The following is a 19,824-nucleotide window of genomic DNA, read 5'->3' on the forward strand; positions in this document are numbered from 1 at the left end:
TGACGTTCCTCGTGACCGAGGCCGCCCGGCCCACGCCCCGGCACGCGCGAACTCGTCTATCTGGCCGTAGGCCGCCCTATTCCGCCGCCGTCCCCCCTGTCGAGGGCATGTTTCGGCGGGCTCGGTTGTCCACAGGCTGAGGGGCCGCCGCAGCCGCTTCCCCACGCCTGTGCACAAAGCGAAAGCCCAGGTCAGAAGCCGTCCCGAACCGGTTGTCCACAGAGTTCGAGTTGTCCACAGCGGCGGTAGGCATTGAGCAATCGCGACGACCGACTAGGGCCTCGCCGGCCTCCGCACGCTATCCCCAGGACCGTGGAAAACCGTTGGCCACATATCCCCAGGGGCTTGACCAGCGCCTATTAAAGATCGCGGCGAGTTATCCACCGGATTTGCACTGGGTTGTCCACAGGTTATGCCCAGATCATCGCAGCTCAGCCCGCGAATTGAGATCAATCGAAGGCGAAGATCGGGGGTGAAAAAGAGCCGGATGTCAACGTCAGGACGGGTACGTTTCGTGCCAACCTTTTCCACACTAATCCACAGGCGTCCACAGGCTTCCTCCCCAGGCGGTGGACAACGCACGACACTCGAACCCACAGATGTGGACGAACCCTGGGGAAATCGATGTGGACAGACACGGTGCGTCACATCTGTGTCCCCACCCTGTGGACGCCTGTGGATTTCCTGTTGAAGGATCTGGGGACAACGAGACGGTAGCGTCCCAGCGTTATGCACAGGTCGGGGGATAAAACCGGTGGACAACCGGTGGATAGCCTGTGGGCAACGGTGGACAACGCCCCGCCGGCTCCCCGACTGTGGACGAAGACCGGGGTTTGTACCCTGGTTGTCCACCTGTGAATCACCGGTGGATAACGCGCTGGCCAGGGAAAACTCAAGTTCTCCACAGTTTGCACAGCACCGATGAAGACGACTAGTTATCTCTTTAATAGAGAACAAAAAACAATCATCAGCGTTGTGGAAGGTGTGGAGGAGCCGGTTCCGGCTCACCGGGGCATCGGCTCGACTGCTTTGCACCGAGGGTCGGGCGCACGGGAACACCGCACGAGCCATAGAGTTCAGTGGGGTCGTCGACGCCCCCGTAAGAGGAAGCATCGCGGAGGACAAGCATGAAGTTCCGGGTGGAGCGAGACGCACTTGCCGACGCCGTGGCCTGGACAGCCAAGAGCCTGCCGAGCCGGCCGTCGGTTCCGGTGCTCGCCGGTGTCCTGCTGCGGGTCACCGACGGGCGGCTGCAGGTCTCAGGATTCGACTACGAGGTCTCGAGCCAGGTGAGCGTCGAGGTTCAGGCGGACGCCGACGGCGCCGCTCTGGTCTCCGGCCGCCTGCTCGCCGAGATCACCAAGGCGCTGCCCGGCAAGCCGGTGGACATCGCCGCCGTCGGCGCGCATCTCGAGCTCGTCTGCGGCAGCGCCCGTTTCACGCTCCCCACGATGCCGGTGGAGGACTATCCGTCCCTCCCGGAGATGCCGTCCAGCACCGGGACCGTCGACGCCGCCACGTTCGCCTCAGCGGTCTCCCAGGTGGCGATCGCGGCCGGCCGGGACGAGACGCTGCCGATGATGACCGGTGTGCGGATCGAGCTGAACGGCACCTCGATGGCGATGCTGGCGACCGACCGCTACCGCCTGGCGATGCGCGAGATCGAGTGGAACCCGGACGACCCGGAGATCAGCCTCAACGCGCTCGTCCCGGCGAAGACCCTGAACGACACGGCCAAGGCGCTCGGCCCGATCGGCGGCGCGGTCACCCTGGCGCTGGCCCAGGGCAGCGCCGGCGAGGGCATGATCGGTTTCGCCGGTGGCGCCCGCCGCACCACCAGCCGCCTGCTCGACGGCGCCAACTACCCGCCGGTGCGCTCGCTCTTCCCGACCTCGCACAACGCCGAGGCCCGGGTCGCCGTCTCCGCTCTCGTCGAGGTGGTCCGCCGCGTGGCGCTGGTCGCCGAGCGCACCACCCCGGTGCTGCTCAGCTTCAGCGAGGACGGTCTGGTCGTGGAGGCCGGCGGCACCGAGGAGGCCCGCGCGAGCGAGGCCATGGAGACCACCTTCACCGGTGAGCCCCTGACGATCGGCTTCAACCCGCAGTACCTCATCGACGGCCTGCAGAACCTCGGCGCACCGACCGCGGTCCTCTCCTTCGTCGACGCGTTCAAGCCCGCTGTGATCTCCCCCGCGGGCGAAAGTGGCGAAATCATCCCGGGTTACCGCTATCTGATCATGCCGATCCGGGTAACTCGCTGATACTGAGCGAGGAACATTCGCACTTCTAGGGGGAAGACCATGCAACTCGGCCTGATCGGTCTCGGCCGCATGGGTGGCAACATGCGGGACCGACTGCGTGCAGCGGGGCACGAAGTCGTCGGTTTCGACCACAATCCGGACAAGCGCGACGTCGCCAGCCTGGCCGAGCTGGTCGAGAAGCTGACCGGTCCGCGCGTCATCTGGACCATGGTGCCGGCCGGCAAGATCACCGAAGACACCATCAACGAGCTGGCGGAGCTGCTCTCGCCGGGCGACATCGTGATCGACGGTGGGAACTCGAAGTTCACCGACGACGGGCCGCGCGCCGAGCGTCTCAAGGCCAAGGGCATCCACTACCTGGATGTCGGCGTCTCCGGCGGCGTCTGGGGCATCACCAACGGCTACGCCCTGATGGTCGGCGGCGATGCCGAGCAGGTGCAGCACTGCAAGCCGATCTTCGAGGCGCTCAAGCCCGCCGGTGAGTTCGGCTTCGCGCACGCCGGCACGCACGGCGCCGGCCACTACGCCAAGATGATCCACAACGGCATCGAGTACGGGATGATGCAGGCGTACGGCGAGGGTTACGAGATCCTCCTGGCGTCCGAGCTCGTCCACGACGTGCCGGCGGTCATCAAGAGCTGGCGCGAGGGCAGCGTCGTCAAGTCGTGGCTGCTCGACCTGCTCGACCGTGCTCTCGACGAGGACCCGACGCTGGCCAACCTCAAGGGCTACGTCGAGGACACCGGCGAGGGCCGCTGGACCGTCGACGAGGCCGTCCGCCTCGCCGTGCCCGCCCACGTCCTGGCCGCCTCGATCTTCACGCGTTTCGAGTCCCGCCAGGAGGACTCGCCCGCGATGAAGGCCGTCGCCGCGCTGCGCCAGCAGTTCGGCGGCCACGCCGTCAAGCGCTGATCGATGCACGTACGCCGGGTCGAGCTCACCGACTTCCGCTCGTACGAGCGCGTGGCCGTGGATCTCGACCCCGGCGTGTCCGTGCTGGTCGGCCAGAACGGCATGGGCAAGACGAACCTCATCGAGGCGCTCGGCTACGTGGCCACTCTGGACAGTCACCGGGTGGCCACCGACGCGCCCCTGGTCCGGGCCGGCGCCACGTCGGCGGTGATCAGGTGCGCGATCGTCCACGATGGACGTGAGCTCCTCGTCGAGCTGGAGATCGTCCCGGGGAAGGCGAACCGGGCCCGGCTCAACCGCTCGCCGGTACGCCGGCCGCGGGAGGTGCTCGGCGCCCTGCGGATGGTGCTGTTCGCCCCCGAGGATCTCGAACTGGTCCGCGGCGACCCGTCCGAGCGCCGGCGGTACCTCGACGACCTGCTGGTCGCCCGCCAGCCCCGGTACGCCGGGGTGCGCGCCGACTACGACCGGGTCGTGAAGCAGCGCAACGCCCTGCTCCGGACCGCCTACCTGACCCGCAAGGTCGGCGGATCCCGCGGGCAGGACCTGTCCACGCTCGCGGTCTGGGATCAACATCTGGCGCATCACGCCGCCGAGCTGCTGGCCGGCCGGCTCGAGCTGGCGGCCGCGCTCGGCCCGCATCTGACCAAGGCGTACGACGCGGTGGCGGCCGGGCGCACCTCGGCGTCCATCGCGTACGCCTCCCGGCTCGGCGAAGCGCTCACCGCGGACCGGTCCCGGCTCCAGGAGATGCTGCTCGCCTCGCTGGAGGAGCGCCGCACCGCGGAGATCGAGCGCGGCACCACGCTGGTCGGTCCGCACCGCGACGATCTCTCGCTGAACCTCGGCGACCTGCCGGCCAAGGGCTACGCCAGCCACGGCGAGTCGTGGTCGTTCGCGCTGGCGCTCCGGCTGGCCGCCTACGACCTGCTGCGCTCCGACGGCATCGAGCCGGTGCTGGTCCTCGACGACGTCTTCGCCGAGCTCGACTCGGGCCGGCGCGAACGGCTGGCCGCGCTCGTCTCGGACGCCGCTCAGCTGCTCGTCACCTGCGCCGTCCCGGAGGACGTGCCGGCGTCGCTGCGCGGCGTCCGGTACGACGTGACGACCGGGTCGGTGATCCGTGCCGACTGATCAGGGACGGTCATCCGGCTCGGGTGGTGGGCTCTGGGACGACGAGGAGTGGCCGGACCAGGAGCCGGACATGCCCTATGAGCCGCCTCAGCTCTTCGGGGAGGTCCTCGGAGATCTCCGGGGTGGTCCCGGGCCGGGTGAGCGGGCTGCGGGCCGTTCAGCGGGCGCTCAGGGCGCCGGCCGCCGACCGTTCGGGGATGTCGCGGGCAGAACGTCCGCAGGCGCTTCGGGGAGGACGCCAGGCGACGCTGCCGGAAACGGGAGCGCCGGCGCTGCCGGAGAGAGTGGCGCCGCCGGGAAGAGTGGCGCCGCCGGGAAGAGCGGCTCGGGCGCCGGGGAAGGGTCCGCGGGGAAGAGTGACCGCAGCCCTGGGGACGAGGCTGTGGATAACTCCGCCGAGGAGGGGCTGGCCGGGCCTGAGCTGGCTCGGGCCGTGCTCGACGCGGCGCTCGCGCGGCGGCGGGAAGCGGCTCAGAAGCCCCGGAAGCGCCGGACCGGCGGTGGTGGGGAGCGGCGGCTGCGCGGCTACTCCGGTCCGGGGCCCGACCCGCGCGATCCGCAGCTGTTCGGGGACATGCTGCAGCGGCTCATGAAGTCGCGCGGCTGGGAGAAGCCGAAGGCCGAGGCGACCGTCTTCGGCTCCTGGGAGAAGGTCGTCGGCCCGGACATCGCCTCGCACAGCCGGCCGGTCAAGCTCGAGGGCGGCGTGCTCACCGTCGAGGCGGAGTCCACGGCCTGGGCCACCCAGCTGCGGATGCTCTCCGGCACGCTGCTGCGCCAGATCGCCGGCGAGGTGGGCCACAACGTGGTCACGAAGCTCAACATCCACGGGCCGGCCGCGCCGTCCTGGAGCCGGGGCCCACGCCGGGTGCAGGGCCGGGGGCCGAGGGACACGTACGGCTGAGCGCGACCGGCGGCTGAGCGCGACCGGCGGTCGGGTGCAACCGGACGGCGGCTCGAAGCGTCGTAACTGCATGATCATGCGTCGGCTGCTGGTTCTGTTGCTGTTGGTGATCGCGCCGGTGCCGGTGGTGGCGAGCCCGGCCTGGGCCTGCTCGTGCAAGGCGGGCGGCGGGATCGAGGACGCGCAGCTGGCGTTCGACGGGACGGTCCGGGCGGTCTACGAGGGCGGCGGCCAGGCTCGGGTCCGGTTCGCCGTGGAGAACGTCGTCAAAGGGCCGAACCAGGACGAAGTGACACTGACCACATCGGATGATGAGGCGTCCTGTGGATATCGGTTCGAGGAGGGCGGCCGATATCGGGTCTATGCCGTCGACGGCGTCACGTCGCTGTGCAGCGGCAACGAGCTGCTGACCGCCTCGCCCAGCCCGTCGGCGCGCGCGGAACGGCAGCGGCGGGCCGCGGAGGACCGGGCCGTGATCTTCTGGACCGGGACCGGAATCGTGGTGCTCCTCGTCGGTGCCGGGATGGCGCTGCTGTTGCGTCAGCCGAAGCCACGGGACTGAGAGAAGAGGGGCGCAACCACTCACTCAGGTCGCCGGGCGCGGGAGCGCAGCGACTCCGCGCCCGGCCCTCGGCGTGAGCAGCGGTCCGTACCCACCACCCCGCTGCGACCAAAGCTTTAATAATCGGCGAAGACCGCGAACCCTCGCTCGGCGCAGCGGCGGTAGAAACCGGCCAGGATCGCGAGCTCGGTGCGCGCGAAGCTCCAGTGCGGCGCGTTGCCGGCGTCGTCGCGCAGGGCGGTGAGGCGGTGCTCGAGCCAGCGGAGCTGCTGGTCGGCGAGGCGACCGGCGGAGATCGCGGTACGCATGACCTCGGCGACCGTGTCGAAGGTGACCAGATCGCCGAACTTGTCGTGGCCCTCGACGAAGCGCTCCAGGCCGCCGGCGATCCACGCGCAGCCGTCCGGGTCGATCACCGGATCCTCGTCCTCGGCGGCCGCGTCGGTCGCGTAGAGCACGCCCTCGAGGCCCAGCAGCAGGTCGACGAGCTCGGTGTAGGCCGTCGCGCGCACCGTGCCGGTCTTGGCGATGTGCAGGGCGAGCGCACCGGTCGGCGCCGCGATCTCGGGCCGGTCCGCGATGCCGGCGAAGTCGACGAACTCGGCGGGCGCGACCGGGTCGTAGTACTGATTGGTCCGCGGCCAGTGCACGGCGACGTTGTCCAGGCCCTTGTCATGAGCCATCGGGGCCACCCCTCCTCGGACTGTCATGCGGCGCATCCGGCTTCACCGGCCCGCGCGGGCGAGGTTACGACACCAGCCCCTGCCGCTGTCGAGCAGTGTCGCAGTGAGTGCCGGTTCGATCCGGCAGCCACGCCCGAGGCGTCGAAGCGCCGCAGCACTTGCCGTTGCGGTGGCCGGTAGTTCCGTGTAGGGGAACACGTGGGTAGCGGCTCAAGTCGCGCTACGGGACTCTCAGGCACCCGGAAGGGGTGCCGGACCCTCGCCAACTCGTTTCGGCGGAGTAGAATCGACAGCGACCGGGAAAACTGTGCATCACGGAGCTTCGTCACGCTGCGCGGTTTTTCCAGCCGATCACGATCCGCGGGCCGTCCGCGGCGACCGGCGCGCACGGTTCCACCGGTGGTCCGCTTCTTTCCCGCGGGTGTTCTCCCTGGTGCCACGCGTGTGCCGGATGCTGCCGGCGCCTGCCAACCCCGCTGCGGGGCCCGAGGGCTCCGCAACGAGAAAGTGGCCGAGGGTGTCAGAGAAAAAGCAGGAGTACGGTGCCGAGTCGATCACCGTGCTCGAAGGCCTCGAGGCGGTCCGCAAGCGTCCCGGTATGTACATCGGCTCCACCGGTGAGCGCGGTCTGCACCACCTCGTCTGGGAGGTTGTGGACAACGCCATCGACGAGGCGCTGGCCGGCTACTGCGACACCATCGACGTCGTCCTGTTCGCCGACGGTGGCGTCTCGGTCACCGACAACGGGCGTGGCTTCCCGGTCGACCTCCACCCGAAGCTGAAGAAGCCGGGTGTCGAGGTCGCGCTGACCGTGCTGCACGCCGGCGGCAAGTTCGACAACCAGGCCTACAAGGTCTCCGGCGGTCTGCACGGCGTCGGCGTCTCGGTGGTCAACGCGCTCTCCACCAAGATGGCCGTGGAGATCCACAAGGCCGGCTTCGTGTGGCGGCAGAAGTACGACAACTCCAAGCCCGGCCCGCTGGACAAGGGCGAGACCACCGACAAGACCGGTTCGACGGTGCAGTTCTGGCCGGACCCGGACGTCTTCGAGACCGTCGAGTTCGACTTCCAGACGATCTACCGCCGCCTTCAGGAGATGGCCTTCCTGAACCGCGGCCTGACCATCAACTTCACCGACGAGCGGGCGGTCTCGGCCGACGAGAACGGTGATCCCCGCAAGGTCACGTTCATGTACGCGGGGGGCATCGCCGACTTCGTCCGGCACCTCAACGCGACGAAGAGCCCGATCCACAAGAGCGTGATCGAGTTCGGCGCCGAGGACAACGACGCCGGCATGGGCGTCGAGGTCGCGATGCAGTGGAACGAGTCGTACGGCGAGTCGGTCTACACCTTCGCGAACCGCATCAACACCCACGAGGGCGGCACCCACGAAGAGGGCTTCCGCGCCGCGCTCACGACGATCGTGAACAAGTACGGCATCGAGAAGAAGTTCCTCAAGGCCGACCAGAAGCTCTCCGGCGAGGACATCCGCGAGGGCCTCGCCGCGATCATCTCGGTGACCCTGCGCGAGCCGCAGTTCGAGGGCCAGACCAAGACGAAGCTCGGCAACACCGACATGAAGAGCTTCGTGCAGAAGGTCGCGAACGAGCAGCTCGCCGACTGGTTCGACCGCAACCCGGCGGACGCCAAGCTGATCATCACGAAGGCCGACCAGGCGGCCCGCGCCCGGATCGCCGCCCAGCAGGCCCGCAAGCTGGCCCGGCGCAAGTCGCTGCTGGAGTCCGGCTCGATGCCGGGCAAGCTGGCCGACTGCCAGTCCACCGACCCGCGCGAGACCGAGCTGTTCATCGTCGAGGGCGACTCGGCCGGCGGCTCGGCCAAGTCCGGCCGGGAGAGCCGCATCCAGGCGATCCTGCCGATCCGCGGCAAGATCCTGAACGTGGAGAAGGCCCGGATCGACCGGGTTCTGAAGAACAACGAGGTCCAGGCGCTGATCACGGCGATGGGCACCGGCATCCACGACGAGTTCGACATCTCGAAGCTGCGGTACCACAAGATCATCCTGATGGCCGACGCCGACGTCGACGGCCAGCACATCCAGACGCTGCTGCTCACGCTGCTGTTCCGCTTCGTGCGGCCGCTGGTCGAGCACGGCCACGTCTACCTGGCATCCCCGCCGCTCTACAAGATCAAGTGGAACAAGCGGGGTGACGACGCCCAGTACGCCTACTCGGACCGCGAGCGGGACGGCCTGATCGCGCTGCGCCAGCAGAAGAAGCCGAACGCCAAGCCGGACGACATCCAGCGGTTCAAGGGCCTCGGCGAGATGAACTTCCACGAGCTCTGGGACACCACGATGAACCCCGACACCCGCACCCTGCGCCAGGTCACCCTGGACGACGCGGCGGTCGCGGACGAGCTGTTCAGCGTGCTGATGGGTGAGGACGTGGAGGCCCGCCGGTCGTTCATCCAGCGCAACGCCAAGGACGTCCGCTTCTTGGATATTTAACTCAGCCTCGACATCTAGTCAGGTATCCACAGCGTGACGGTACTTTCCACAGCGTTATCCACAGCAGTTTGCCGGTTTTGGCCGCACTTGCCTGGTTTCACCTTGAGTAAGGGTTAAAAGTGACTGACACTCCCGAGCCCCCGGACGGCGACGAGATCCAGGACGACGCCGTCGGCGGTGTCGCCCAGCGGGTCGAGCCCGTCGGCCTCGAGGTCGAGATGCAGCGCTCGTACCTCGACTACGCCATGAGCGTGATCGTCGGCCGTGCGCTCCCCGACGTCCGCGACGGCCTCAAGCCCGTCCACCGCAAGATCCTCTACGCGATGTACGACGCCGGCTTCCGGCCGGACCGCGGCTACGTCAAGTGCGCCCGCGTCGTCGGCGACGTGATGGGCAACTACCACCCGCACGGCGACTCGTCGATCTACGACGCCCTGGTCCGGATGGGCCAGCCGTGGTCGCTGCGCTACCCGCTGATCGACGGCAACGGCAACTTCGGCTCGCCGGGCAACGACCCGCCGGCCGCCATGCGGTACACCGAGTCGAAGCTCTCGCCTCTCGCCATGGAGATGCTGCGGGACATCGACGAGGACACCGTCGACATGCAGGACAACTACGACGGCCGGACCAAGGAGCCGACGATCCTGCCGGCGCGGTTCCCGAACCTGCTGGTGAACGGCTCCGAGGGCATCGCCGTCGGCATGGCCACCAAGATCCCGCCGCACAACCTGCGCGAGATCGCGGCCGCCGTGCAGTGGTGCCTGGACAACCCCGAGGCGGACGAGGCGACCACCCTCGAGGCGCTCCTCGAGCTGGTCAAGGGCCCGGACTTCCCGACCTACGGCCTCATCGTGGGTCAGCAGGCGATCCAGGACGCCTACCGGACCGGCCGCGGTTCGATCCGGATGCGCGCGGTCGTCGAGGTCGAGGAGGACCCGCGCGGCCGGCCCTGCCTCGTCGTCACCGAGCTGCCCTACCAGGTCAACCCGGACAACCTGGCCGAGCGGATCGCCGAACTGGTCAAGGAGGGCAAGCTCACCGGCATCGCGGACATCCGGGACGAGTCCTCCGGCCGTACCGGTATGCGCCTGATCCTCGTGCTCAAGCGCGACGCGGTCGCCAAGGTGGTGCTCAACAACCTCTACAAGCACACCCAGCTGCAGGAGACGTTCGGCGCCAACATGCTGGCGCTGGTCGACGGCGTGCCGCGCACGCTGAACCTCGCGCAGTTCATCCGGTACTACGTCGAGCACCAGATCGAGGTCATCCGCCGGCGGACCGCGTACCGCCTGCGCAAGGCCGAGGAGCGCGCGCACATCCTGCGCGGTCTGGCCAAGGCGCTCGACATGCTCGACGAGGTCATCGCCCTGATCCGGCGTTCGCCCACTGTGGAGGACTCCCGCCAGGGCCTGATGCAGCTGCTCGACGTCGACGAGGTGCAGGCCACCGCGATCCTCGACATGCAGCTGCGCCGGCTGGCCGCCCTGGAGCGTCAGCGGATCATCGACGAGCTCGCGAAGATCGAGATCGAGATCGCCGACCTCAAGGACATCCTGCAGAAGCCGGAGCGGCAGCGGGCGATCGTCTCCGAGGAGCTGGGCGAGATCGTCCAGAAGTTCGGCGACGACCGGCGCACCCAGATCATTCCGTTCGACGGCGAGGTCTCGATGGAGGACCTCATCGCGCGCGAGGACGTTGTGGTGACGATCACACGTACCGGTTACGCGAAGCGGACGAAGACCGATCTGTACCGGTCGCAGAAGCGCGGCGGCAAGGGCGTGAGCGGCGCCACGCTGCGGCAGGACGACATCGTCTCGCACTTCTTCGTCATCTCGACGCACGACTGGATCCTGTTCTTCACGAACAAGGGCCGGGTCTACCGCGCGAAGGCGTACGAGCTGCCCGAGGCGGCTCGCGTGGCCAAGGGACAGCACGTCGCGAACCTGCTCGCCTTCCAGCCGGACGAGCACATCGCGCAGGTCATCCAGATCCCGAACTACCAGGTCGCGCCCTACCTTGTGCTCGCCACTAAGAATGGTCTCGTGAAGAAGACCCGCCTGGAGGAATTTGACTCCAACCGCAGCGGTGGCATCATCGCCATCAACCTGCGGGAGGATGACGAATTGGTGGGCGCGGCGTTGGCTGCCTCCGAGGAAGACCTGTTGCTGGTCTCCAAGAAGGCTCAGGCCATCCGCTTCAACGCGACCGACGAGGCACTCCGCCCGATGGGTCGTGCGACCTCCGGTGTGATCGGCATGCGGTTCAGCGACAACGACGAGCTGCTCGCCATGGAGGTCGTGCGCGAGGGCATGGATGTGTTGGTCGCCACCGACGGTGGGTATGCGAAACGCACGCCGATCGAGGAGTATCCCGTACAGGGCCGTGGCGGCAAGGGTGTGCTCACTGCCAAGATCACGGAGCGTCGTGGTGGACTTGTCGGTGCTCTGGTGATCAGCCCGGAGGATGAACTGTTTGCCATCACCAGCAATGGTGGTGTCATCCGGACTCCCGTGAAGCCTGTACGGCGCACGAGGGATCGGAACACAATGGGGGTCAAGCTGATGGACCTCCCAGAAGGTGTAACCATCGTGGCGCTTGCTCGCAATGCCGACGAGCCTGACGAACAGGACTAGTTGATGCCGGAGACACAGGCGAAGTCGGGAGGTCCGGGGGCCTCAGCGACTCCGGACGATGCGGCGAAAAAGGACGCAGCCGCAGCGAACGGGCGTGAGACCCCAGGGCGCGCCGCTGTCCCCGCCGATGCCCCCTCCACGCCGCCGAAATTCACCCGGGCGCCGGGCATGGCCCCGCCACCGGGTGAGCCGGCCGGCGACGGCAAGCCGGCCGGTGGCCCCTCCGTGGTGAAGGGCTCCGCCGCCGTGCCGGTCGTCACCAAGGGCAAGGGCGCAGCGCCCGGCGCCGCCGCGGGACGCCCCGGTGGTGCGACGGCTCCAGGGCAGGCTCAGACGGGCCCGCAGCGGCCCTCCGGGGCCGCCCCGGCCGCCGCGCCGGGCGCGGCCAAGCAGCGTTCCGGCCCGCAGGCGGCCGGCTCCGCAGCCGTCGGCGCCGCCCGTGTCTCCGAAGCGGTCCGCTCCGCGCGCTCCACGGTCTCCTCGGCCGCGGCGCGCGGACCCCGCCGGGCCCGGCTCAACCTCAAGCGGATCGACCCCTGGTCCGTGATGAAGTTCGCATTCGCGGTCTCGATCGTGCTGTTCATCGTGGTCGTCGTGGCGACCTCGGTGCTCTACCTCGCCCTCGACACGATGGGCGTGTGGAGCTCGGTCAACAACAGCCTCAAGGACCTGGTGACCGCTTCCGGCGGCGACCAGGCCAGCTCCGGCGGCTCCTTCCGGATCACCGCGTGGGGCGTGATCGGCACGTCGATGCTGATCGGGGCGGTGAACGTCGTCCTCTTCACGGCGCTCGCCACCCTGGGCGCGTTCATCTACAACGTCTGCGCCGACCTGGTCGGCGGCGTCGAGCTCACCCTCGCCGAACGGGACTGACGACCCCTGGTCGGGTTGCGAGCCACCCCCGCTTTGGAGGCTCGCAACCCGATGCGGTAACGTTCCTCTCGCAGTTGAGCGGGGCTATAGCTCAGTCGGTTAGAGCGCAGAGCTGATAACTCTGAGGTCGATGGTTCGATTCCATCTAGCCCCACGAGCGGTCGGCGGTCCTGCGTTCGCAGAAAGCGCGAACCAGGACCGCTCGTCATATCTACCGGGGGGCCGAGCCCCCCGAACCCCCCACGGTGCGATTCGGTTGCGCTTGCCGCGTTGTTGCGCTTCCCTTTCTGTACGGGGTTGGCATGCTCGACACTTTTCTGAGGGGACGTGCTCGTGCTCAAGAAGCTTCTGATCGTTGCCGGTGTGGCTGGTGCCGCCTACCTGGTCGTCAAGAAGGTCAAGGCTTCCAGCGACGAGCGCGCGTTGTGGCACGAGGCCACCACCTCGCCTGACCTTCGCTAGTCTTCTGGCGTCGGGGCCCTAGCTCAACTGGCAGAGCACCGCCTTTGCAAGGCGGGGGTTAGGGGTTCAAGTCCCCTGGGCTCCACTTTCCACTTCGTCGCCGGCTCGGTGATGGTCGCCGGGCTGCGGCCCCCGCAAACGATCTCTGGCGCGGCGCAAGGCTTCTGGGCACCCTGATACGTCGCGGCGCTCGTCCGGGCCCGCAGGAAGCGTCTGGGGCCGGTCTGCGGCCGCGTTGCGCCGATCTTGAGAGTGGGGCGGACCCGCGAGCGGAGCTTTGGTTGACTGTCGCCGTGAAACGCCGCTCCGCCCTTCTCCTCCTCGCCCTCACCGGCCTGGCCGGCTGTGCCGGTGCGGGCGCCGACGAACCTGACGTCAGCGCGTCCGCGGTGCCGGCCGCCGACCTGATCTGGCCGCTGCGCGACGCCGGCCTGGACGCCGGGTTCTGCTTCACGCTCGTCGAGAAGCTCAAGCCGAACCAGGTCATCGAACGGCTCGGCGGCAGGGAGCTGGAACGCGTCGAGTGGCACCAGCTCGTCGGTCCCGGTGACGGCGAGGCGGACGCTTCGAAGCGCTACTTCGCCGGCCTGGCCCGGATCGGCGACTGGACGCTGATCGTCGAGGACGCCGGCGAGCTCGGCGTGACCGAGGAGATCGTGCGTCCGCTGTCCGAGGGCCGTGCCGTGCTCGCCTACCGCAGCGACGCGACCGGGCGGGGGCACCTGCTGGTGCTCGAGGACGAGCAGGTCCTCCTCGACTTCGATTCGGAGACCCCGGAGCGCTGGGGTGGGTCCAGGCCCGGCGACTTCGTGCCGGCCATGCGGGCGGCAGGCCTTCTCGAGGGTACGGACGTGACGGAGCCCACCGGACCGGCGCTGGCGTTCCTGGCGGCCCGGACGGGCGTGGCGCTGACCCGGGAACAGCTCACCGAACGGACGTATGTGCTGGTCACCGTTCCGAAACGGTAGGCACCTATTTGCCCTTTCTTCGATGGATGAACGTCTCCACAGAGGAATGAATGAGTTCTGCGCGGGAGAGCCACGGCGGTTAGCCTGCGACTCGTGGACGAACGAAGACGTGCCGCCGCCGTGATCGTGCGGGAGGGTCGTGTGCTGATGGTGCACGAGCGCAGCCGGCGATCCGGTGGCGGCGAGTGGTGGACCCTGCCGGGCGGTGGTCTGCGTCCTGGCGAGTCGGTCGAGGAAGCGCTGCGACGCGAGGTCTTCGAGGAGACCGGGCTGGTGGTCAGCGACGCCCGCTACGTGCTGGAGATGCCCTACCCCACCGGCATGACCTCGGTCTTCGCGGTGACGGTGGCGGACGGCGAGCCACGGGTGCGGCAGGACACCGGCGCCGGCCCGGAGCAGCTCGGCGTCGACTGGCTACCGGTCCCCGAGCTCCCTATCGAGACGAACGGGGTGCCGGTGCCACCGCTCATGGTGGTGCTGCCGACCCTCGACGATCACACGGACGGCGTGGCGTCGGCCGGTGCGGCGGCGAACGGCCCGACACCGACAGGTCCGGCCTCGACAGGTGCGGCCTCGACCGGTCCGGCGGGCGGCACGTCGCCGGCGACCCGGTCGGCCACAGGTGCGGGCGCCAAAACGCCGGCTGCGGGCACCGGGACGGGTGCGGGCACCGGGACGGCGGCGGGCACCGGGACGGCGGCGGGTGCGGGCGCCGGGACGGCGGCGACCGGATCGGCGGCGGGTGCGGGGGCCGGGGCGAACGGCGCGGCCAGCACGCGGAGGCGTTCCACGACGAAGTAGGCGCTCGCGGCGGCGTAACCCGGGGCCAGCACACACCCGAGAATCTGCACCGGACGGGACCCGACGCCGATCAACAGGGCGGCGCTGACCGCCCAGCAGGCGAGCAGTACCGCGTTGACGGTGTCGTGCCGGCCCCAGCCGCGGGTTCGGCGGCGGGCCTGGCGCTGGATCTCGACGACGAGAGCGTGCGCCATCACGGCCGCGAGCAGGCCGAGCAGCAGGGTCGCAAAGATCGAATGGTGGCCGCCCGAAACGGCGACCAGGGCAGTGGCACCGGTGAGCAGGGCGAGGCCACTCACGGTCCCGACGCGTGCACTCCGACGGTCCTTCACACCAACTGAAGGTCGGCAAGATCCGCCGTCATCTGAGGAGTCTCGGCCCCGGCGGTGGATGAACTCCGAATCCGGGCAAGGATGACGGCATGATGGGAAGACTGCAGACCGAATCCGCACAGTCACGGCTCGACCTGCTCGCCCCGCCGGTGGCGAAGGCCCTCGAGGTCTGGCCGGTCGAGGCGCCGATCGACGCGGACCAGGTGCTGGTCGCCCCGATCGATGCGGGCCTCGCCGACACGGCCGCTTTCTGTGATGCGTACGGGGTGAGCCTCGCCGAGTCGGCGAACTGTGTGATCGTCGCGGGCCGCCGCGGCGAGGTCACGAGGTATGCCGCCTGCGTCGTGCTCGCCACCACCCGGGCCGACGTGAACGGCGTGATCCGCAAGCACCTCGACGTCCGCAAGGCGAGCTTCGCGCCGATGGACGACGCGGTGTCGCTGACCGGAATGGAATACGGCGGCATCACCCCGATCGGCCTGCCGGCGTCGTGGCCGATTCTGGTCGACTCCCGGGTGGTCGCCACCCCGCACGTGATCATCGGATCCGGCGTCCGGCACAGCAAGATCGCGATCGCCGGGCCGGCCCTCGGCGCACTGCCCGGCGCCGAGGTGATCGAGGGTCTGGCGCGCGAAGTAGCGTGATCAGCGTCGATGTCGTTTCACGTGAAACGACATCGACCCCTGTCAGGCGGACGCCTCGGCCGCCTCCCGGCGGCTGATCTCTTCGAGCGCGGCCAGCAGTGTCGGCGTCTCCTGAGCACCCTGGATCACATACTTCCCGTCGATCACGACCGTCGGGACGCTCGTGATGCCGAACTCCTGCGCGGCGGCGAGGTCGGTACGCACGGCCGCCTCGCCGGCGCCGGACTCCAGGTATTCCAGCGCCGCGTCGCCGTCCAGCCCGATGTAGGACGCGAGGGCGGCCAGCGCGCCGGGCGCCCCGATGTCGACGCCGTCGGTGAAGTGCGCGACCTGGAGCGCGTCGAGCATGTCGGCCTGGCGGTCCTGGATCTGCGCCCAGGCGATCAGCCGGTGCGCCGCGAACGAGTCGGCGGCGATCACCCGATCGAAGTTGAGCGTGAGCCCCTCACCCGCGGCGATCGAGGCGACCTGGGTGAACAGCTGCTCGGCATGCTCCTCCGGCCCGCCGGCCTTCTCCACCATCGGCACCGGGTCGGGGTCGAGCTGGTAGGCCCGGTAGGTGATCGTGACGGTCCCGTCGAAGGCCTTCACGGCGTTCTCCAGCCGTCGCCTGCCGATGTAGCACCACGGGCAGACGACGTCGGACCAGACCTGTAGATCCACGTCACTCCTGTAGGGAAGAGCCGACCTGGCGCTTGAGCCGGGCCAGGATCGCGGTGCCGCCGCGGATGCGCAGCGGGCTGATCGCCTGGGCGAGCCCCATCCGGGCGTAGAGGTCGTCCGGCACCGCCACGATCTCGGCGGCGCTCGCGCCGGCCAGGCCCTCGGCCAGGATGCCGGCGAAGGCGCGCGTGGTCGGCGCCTCGGGCGGGCAGTCGAAGTGCGTCACGACCGTCCCGTCCGGCTGCACCTCGGCCTTCAGGAAGAACTGCGTCTGGCACTCCGGCACCTGCTCCATGCCCTCGTGGCCGGCCAGCGACGCGGGCAGCGGCGGCACCGCGTCGGCGAATTCCAGCAGCATCTCGAGGACCACCTCGCGCGGGGCGGAGGCGAACTCGTCGACGATCTCGGCGAGCTTCGGTGGCATGTCAGTCACAGGACCGACCCTACGCGGGTTCAGGCGGCCGCCGAGGTCGGCAGGAGAGCGATGTCACTGAGGCTCACGATGCCGACGACCTTGCGGTCCGCGTCGCAGACGAGCAGGCGGCGAACCCCGCGCGTACGCATGGCCCGCACCGCGTCCTCCACAGTGGCGCTCTGCTCGACCATGATCAGCTCCCGGGTGGCGATTTCGCCGAGCGTCGTGGCCGTCGGCGACAGATGCTCGGCGACGGCACGGACGACGATGTCCCGGTCGGTGACGATCCCGGCCATCGTCGGTCCGTGCGTCACCACGACATCGCCGATGCCCTGATCGCGCATGGCCTGTGCCGCCTCGTCGAGCGGGGTGTCCTCGGGCAGGTAGACGACCTGCCGTGTCATCGCGTCCGCGACGGACCTGACCATGTCCCCTCGCCCCCTGTGCAGCCGCAGTTGTCAGGCGGTTACCCGACCGCTGTGGTGATTACACCGGCGATGTCCACAAGAGGCACCTCCTGCCGGGTTCCGCTTCGTCGATCGCGTAATTCGACGTATCCCTCGGCGAGCCGGCGCCCGACCACGACGGCCCGCGGTACGCCGATCAGTTCGGCGTCGGTGAACTTGACGCCGGCCGAGACGTTCGGCCGGTCGTCGACGAGCACCCGCAGGCCGGCCCGGGCCAGCGTCGCGCCGAGCGTGAGCGCGGCCTCGACCTGACCGTCCTTCCCGGCCGCGACGACGTGCACGTCGGCCGGCGCGACCGAGGACGGCCAGAGCAGGCCGCGGTCGTCGTGGTGCTGCTCGGCGATCGCGGCGACGGCGCGGGACAGGCCGATGCCGTAGCTGCCCATGGTGGGCCGGACCGGCTTGCCGTCGGCGCCCAGCACGTCGACCTTGAACGCGTCGGTGTAGCGGCGGCCGAGCTGGAAGATGTGCCCGATCTCGATGCCACGCCGGATGGTCAGCTCGCCGCCGTCGCAGGCCGGGCAGGGGTCACCGGCCCGCACCTCGGCCGCCTCGATCGTCCCGTCCGGGGTGAAGTCGCGCCCGGCGACCACGCCGGTGGCGTGCCGGCCGGGCTCGTTCGCGCCGGTGAGCCACGCCGTGCCGGTCGCCACGCGCGGGTCGGCGAGATAGCGGATCCCGATGCCCTGCGGCCCGATGTAGCCCTTCACCAGGTCGGGCCGGGACGCGAAGTCGTCGAAGAGGGTGGCGGTGGCCGGGGCGAGCGCGGCGTCGAGCCGCTTGAGGTCGACCTCGCGGTCGCCGGGCACGCCGATCGCCAGGAGCTCGGGCTCGCGGCCCGGGTGGTGGACCGTCACGACGACGTTCTTGAGGGTGTCCGCGGCGGTCCAGTCGTCCCGGCCGCCGAGCCGGTGGCTGTTGGCGTGCTCGACGAGCGAGGCGATGGTCGGGGTGTCCGGGGTGTCGTGGACGACCAGCGGCACGCCGGGCGTCTCCGCGACGACCGGCGCCGGCGTCGTCACGGCCTCGGTGTTCGCCGCGTAGGAGCAGGACGTGCAGCCGACGAACGTGTCCTCGCCCACCTCGGACGTGGCGAGGAACTCCTCCGACGCGGAACCGCCCATGGCGCCGGACACCGCCGAGACGATGGTGTGCTCCAGACCGAGCCGTGCGAAGACCTTCCGGTACGCCGTCCGCATCCGCTGGTACGCCTCGGCGAGACCGTCGTCGGAGAGGTCGAACGAGTACGCGTCCTTCATCAGGAACTCGCGGCCCCGGAGCAGACCCCCGCGCGGCCGGGCCTCGTCCCGGAACTTCGTCTGCACCTGGAAGAGCACCAGCGGGAAGTCCCGGTACGACCCGGTCATGTCCTGCACGAGCAGGGTGAACATCTCCTCGTGCGTGGGCGCCAGCAGGTGCTCGGCGCCGCGCCGGTCCGTCAGCGTGAAGATGTCGTCGCCGTACTCCGTCCAGCGCCCGCTCACCTCGTACGGATCCCGGGGTAAAAGCGACGGGAAGGAGACCTCCTGTCCACCGGCTGCGGCCATCTCCTCGCGGACGACAGCGGTGACCCGGTCGAGGACCAGCTTGCCGAGCGGCAGCCAGGTGTAGCCGCCCGGCGCGGCACGGCGGATGAAGCCGGCGCGCAGGAGGAGCCGGTGACTCGGCACCTCCGCGTCCGCCGGCTCCTCGCGCAGGGTCTTGAGCAGCAGGGTGGACATCCGGAGCAGCATGGTGACGAAGCCTAGGGAATCCGCTGGTCGGGAAGCATCCGGATTAACCCGTGTCGCCAGCGTCACGTAGACGCGGGGCCCCTCCGAGGTGGAAAACTTGCCCAATAGGCAAACTCAGGGGGGCACCATGGCCTGGCGCAGTTTCGTGGCAATGGGAGACAGCTTCACCGAAGGAATGTCGGACGCGTATCCCGACGGCACCTATCGAGGGTGGGCCGATCTGGTCGCCACCCGCCTCGCGGTCGACTCCGGCCCGGGGTTTCAGTACGCGAACCTGGCGATCCGCGGCCGCCTGCTCGACCAGGTCCTCGCCGAGCAGCTCGAGCCGACCCTGGCGATGCGGCCCGACCTGGTCAGCTTCGCGGCCGGCGGCAACGACATCCTGCGGCCGAAGGCGGACCCGGCCGCGCTCGTGGCGCGGATCGAACCGGTGATCGCGCGGATCCGGGCCACCGGCGCCGACGTGGTCCTCTTCCGGTTCGCCGACGTGGCGGCACACATCCCCGGCGGGCAGCGGATGATCGGGGCCCGGGCGGCCGCGCTCAACGACGGCACCCGAGCGATCGCCGAGCGGCACGGCGCGCACCTGATCGACCTGTTCGGCGACCGCGCGTACCTGCACCCGACGATGTGGAGCGACGACCGCCTGCACCTGTCCGAGATCGGTCACCGCCGGGTCGCCGGGCACGTGCTGACCGCGCTCGGCGTCGGCGTCGAGGAGGACTGGATGCTGGTCCCGCCGGCGCCGCAGCCCACGCCGTGGCGGCTGGCCCGCAGCGCCGACCTGCGCTGGGCGCGGCGGCACCTGGCCCCGTGGGTGGGCCGGCACCTGCGCGGACGCTCCTCCGGCGACCTGGTCACGGCGAAGCGACCGGCGCTGGCCCCGTTCGGCGACTAGAAGGGGCTA

Annotated in this window: 19 protein-coding genes and 2 tRNA genes; 16 read left to right on the top strand and 5 right to left on the bottom strand. The window is 69.5% G+C overall.

All coding sequences use genetic code 11. From position 1 onward, the window contains the following. The first annotated feature begins 1,127 nt into the window (after positions 1–1,127). From dnaN to AB0G10_RS24835, 5 genes are all read left to right on the top strand, one after another. Complete coding sequence (gene dnaN / locus AB0G10_RS24815; protein ID WP_360926073.1) at positions 1,128–2,261, top strand: DNA polymerase III subunit beta; 1,134 nt, start codon at positions 1,128–1,130, stop codon at positions 2,259–2,261. A gap of 39 nt (positions 2,262–2,300) precedes the next feature. Next, positions 2,301–3,173, top strand: a complete 873-nt coding sequence (gnd, locus tag AB0G10_RS24820) for a phosphogluconate dehydrogenase (NAD(+)-dependent, decarboxylating) (RefSeq protein WP_360926076.1) — start codon at positions 2,301–2,303, stop codon at positions 3,171–3,173. Between the two features lie 3 nt (positions 3,174–3,176). Continuing rightward, positions 3,177–4,307, top strand: a complete 1,131-nt coding sequence (gene recF / locus AB0G10_RS24825) for a DNA replication/repair protein RecF (protein WP_360926079.1) — start codon at positions 3,177–3,179, stop codon at positions 4,305–4,307. Positions 4,308–4,689: 382 nt separating this feature from the next. Next, on the top strand, positions 4,690–5,211 hold the full coding sequence (locus tag AB0G10_RS24830) for a DciA family protein (RefSeq protein ID WP_360926082.1): 522 nt from the start codon (positions 4,690–4,692) through the stop codon (positions 5,209–5,211). Between the two features lie 70 nt (positions 5,212–5,281). After that, positions 5,282–5,773: a hypothetical protein gene (locus AB0G10_RS24835; RefSeq protein WP_360926085.1), complete on the top strand. Its 492-nt coding sequence runs from the start codon at positions 5,282–5,284 to the stop codon at positions 5,771–5,773. Positions 5,774–5,889: 116 nt separating this feature from the next. Here AB0G10_RS24835 and AB0G10_RS24840 read toward each other — a convergent pair whose 3' ends face one another. Then, entirely contained in the window at positions 5,890–6,456 is a 567-nt protein-coding gene (locus AB0G10_RS24840; protein ID WP_360926088.1) for a hypothetical protein, read from the bottom strand. Between the two features lie 517 nt (positions 6,457–6,973). Here AB0G10_RS24840 and gyrB point away from each other — a divergent pair. The 10 genes from gyrB to AB0G10_RS24890 all read left to right on the top strand — a co-directional run bounded on the left by gyrB (position 6,974) and on the right by AB0G10_RS24890 (position 15,639). Next, entirely contained in the window at positions 6,974–8,926 is a 1,953-nt protein-coding gene (gene gyrB, locus AB0G10_RS24845; RefSeq protein WP_360926091.1) for a DNA topoisomerase (ATP-hydrolyzing) subunit B, read from the top strand. 155 nt (positions 8,927–9,081) lie between these two features. Further along, positions 9,082–11,559: a DNA gyrase subunit A gene (gyrA, locus tag AB0G10_RS24850; RefSeq protein WP_360926473.1), complete on the top strand. Its 2,478-nt coding sequence runs from the start codon at positions 9,082–9,084 to the stop codon at positions 11,557–11,559. Between the two features lie 3 nt (positions 11,560–11,562). Then, entirely contained in the window at positions 11,563–12,432 is an 870-nt protein-coding gene (locus tag AB0G10_RS24855; RefSeq protein WP_360926094.1) for a DUF3566 domain-containing protein, read from the top strand. A gap of 80 nt (positions 12,433–12,512) precedes the next feature. After that, positions 12,513–12,586 (top strand) — tRNA-Ile (locus tag AB0G10_RS24860). Between the two features lie 179 nt (positions 12,587–12,765). Beyond that, entirely contained in the window at positions 12,766–12,894 is a 129-nt protein-coding gene (locus AB0G10_RS24865) for a DLW-39 family protein (protein ID WP_220091386.1), read from the top strand. A 12-nt stretch (positions 12,895–12,906) separates the two neighbouring features. Continuing rightward, a tRNA-Ala gene (locus AB0G10_RS24870) sits at positions 12,907–12,979 on the top strand. A gap of 208 nt (positions 12,980–13,187) precedes the next feature. Further along, positions 13,188–13,862, top strand: coding sequence for a DUF6461 domain-containing protein (locus AB0G10_RS24875; protein WP_360926096.1), 675 nt, complete (start codon positions 13,188–13,190; stop codon positions 13,860–13,862). A 93-nt stretch (positions 13,863–13,955) separates the two neighbouring features. Further along, a complete protein-coding gene (locus tag AB0G10_RS24880; RefSeq protein ID WP_360926099.1) occupies positions 13,956–14,663 on the top strand; it encodes an NUDIX hydrolase in 708 nt (235 codons plus the stop codon). A 125-nt stretch (positions 14,664–14,788) separates the two neighbouring features. Next, the gene (locus tag AB0G10_RS24885; RefSeq protein ID WP_360926102.1) at positions 14,789–15,004 is read left to right on the top strand and encodes a hypothetical protein; all 216 of its coding nucleotides are present in this window, start codon (positions 14,789–14,791) and stop codon (positions 15,002–15,004) included. A gap of 83 nt (positions 15,005–15,087) precedes the next feature. Next, positions 15,088–15,639: a YbaK/EbsC family protein gene (locus AB0G10_RS24890; RefSeq protein WP_360926476.1), complete on the top strand. Its 552-nt coding sequence runs from the start codon at positions 15,088–15,090 to the stop codon at positions 15,637–15,639. A gap of 42 nt (positions 15,640–15,681) precedes the next feature. Here the strand turns inward: AB0G10_RS24890 and AB0G10_RS24895 are convergent, their stop codons facing one another. From AB0G10_RS24895 to AB0G10_RS24910, 4 genes are read right to left on the bottom strand one after another with little or no spacing between them, the layout of a single operon-like run. Next, positions 15,682–16,302, bottom strand: a complete 621-nt coding sequence (locus tag AB0G10_RS24895) for a DsbA family oxidoreductase (RefSeq protein ID WP_360926105.1) — start codon at positions 16,300–16,302, stop codon at positions 15,682–15,684. A 1-nt stretch (position 16,303) separates the two neighbouring features. Further along, a complete protein-coding gene (locus tag AB0G10_RS24900; protein ID WP_360926108.1) occupies positions 16,304–16,735 on the bottom strand; it encodes a SufE family protein in 432 nt (143 codons plus the stop codon). 20 nt (positions 16,736–16,755) lie between these two features. Next, the gene (locus tag AB0G10_RS24905) at positions 16,756–17,145 is read right to left on the bottom strand and encodes a CBS domain-containing protein (RefSeq protein WP_360926111.1); all 390 of its coding nucleotides are present in this window, start codon (positions 17,143–17,145) and stop codon (positions 16,756–16,758) included. A 38-nt stretch (positions 17,146–17,183) separates the two neighbouring features. Next, positions 17,184–18,917 (bottom strand): proline--tRNA ligase, encoded by a 1,734-nt coding sequence (locus AB0G10_RS24910; protein ID WP_360926114.1) that lies wholly within the window; start codon positions 18,915–18,917, stop codon positions 17,184–17,186. Between the two features lie 127 nt (positions 18,918–19,044). Here AB0G10_RS24910 and AB0G10_RS24915 point away from each other — a divergent pair, with 127 nt between their 5' ends. Continuing rightward, positions 19,045–19,815 carry an SGNH/GDSL hydrolase family protein gene (locus AB0G10_RS24915; RefSeq protein WP_360926117.1) on the top strand — a complete coding sequence of 257 codons (771 nt, stop codon included), beginning with the start codon at positions 19,045–19,047 and terminating at the stop codon, positions 19,813–19,815. The last annotated feature ends 9 nt before the right edge of the window (positions 19,816–19,824 follow it).

The sequence above is a fragment of the Actinoplanes sp. NPDC023714 genome, assembly GCF_040639855.1.
Lineage (GTDB): Bacteria > Actinomycetota > Actinomycetes > Mycobacteriales > Micromonosporaceae > Actinoplanes.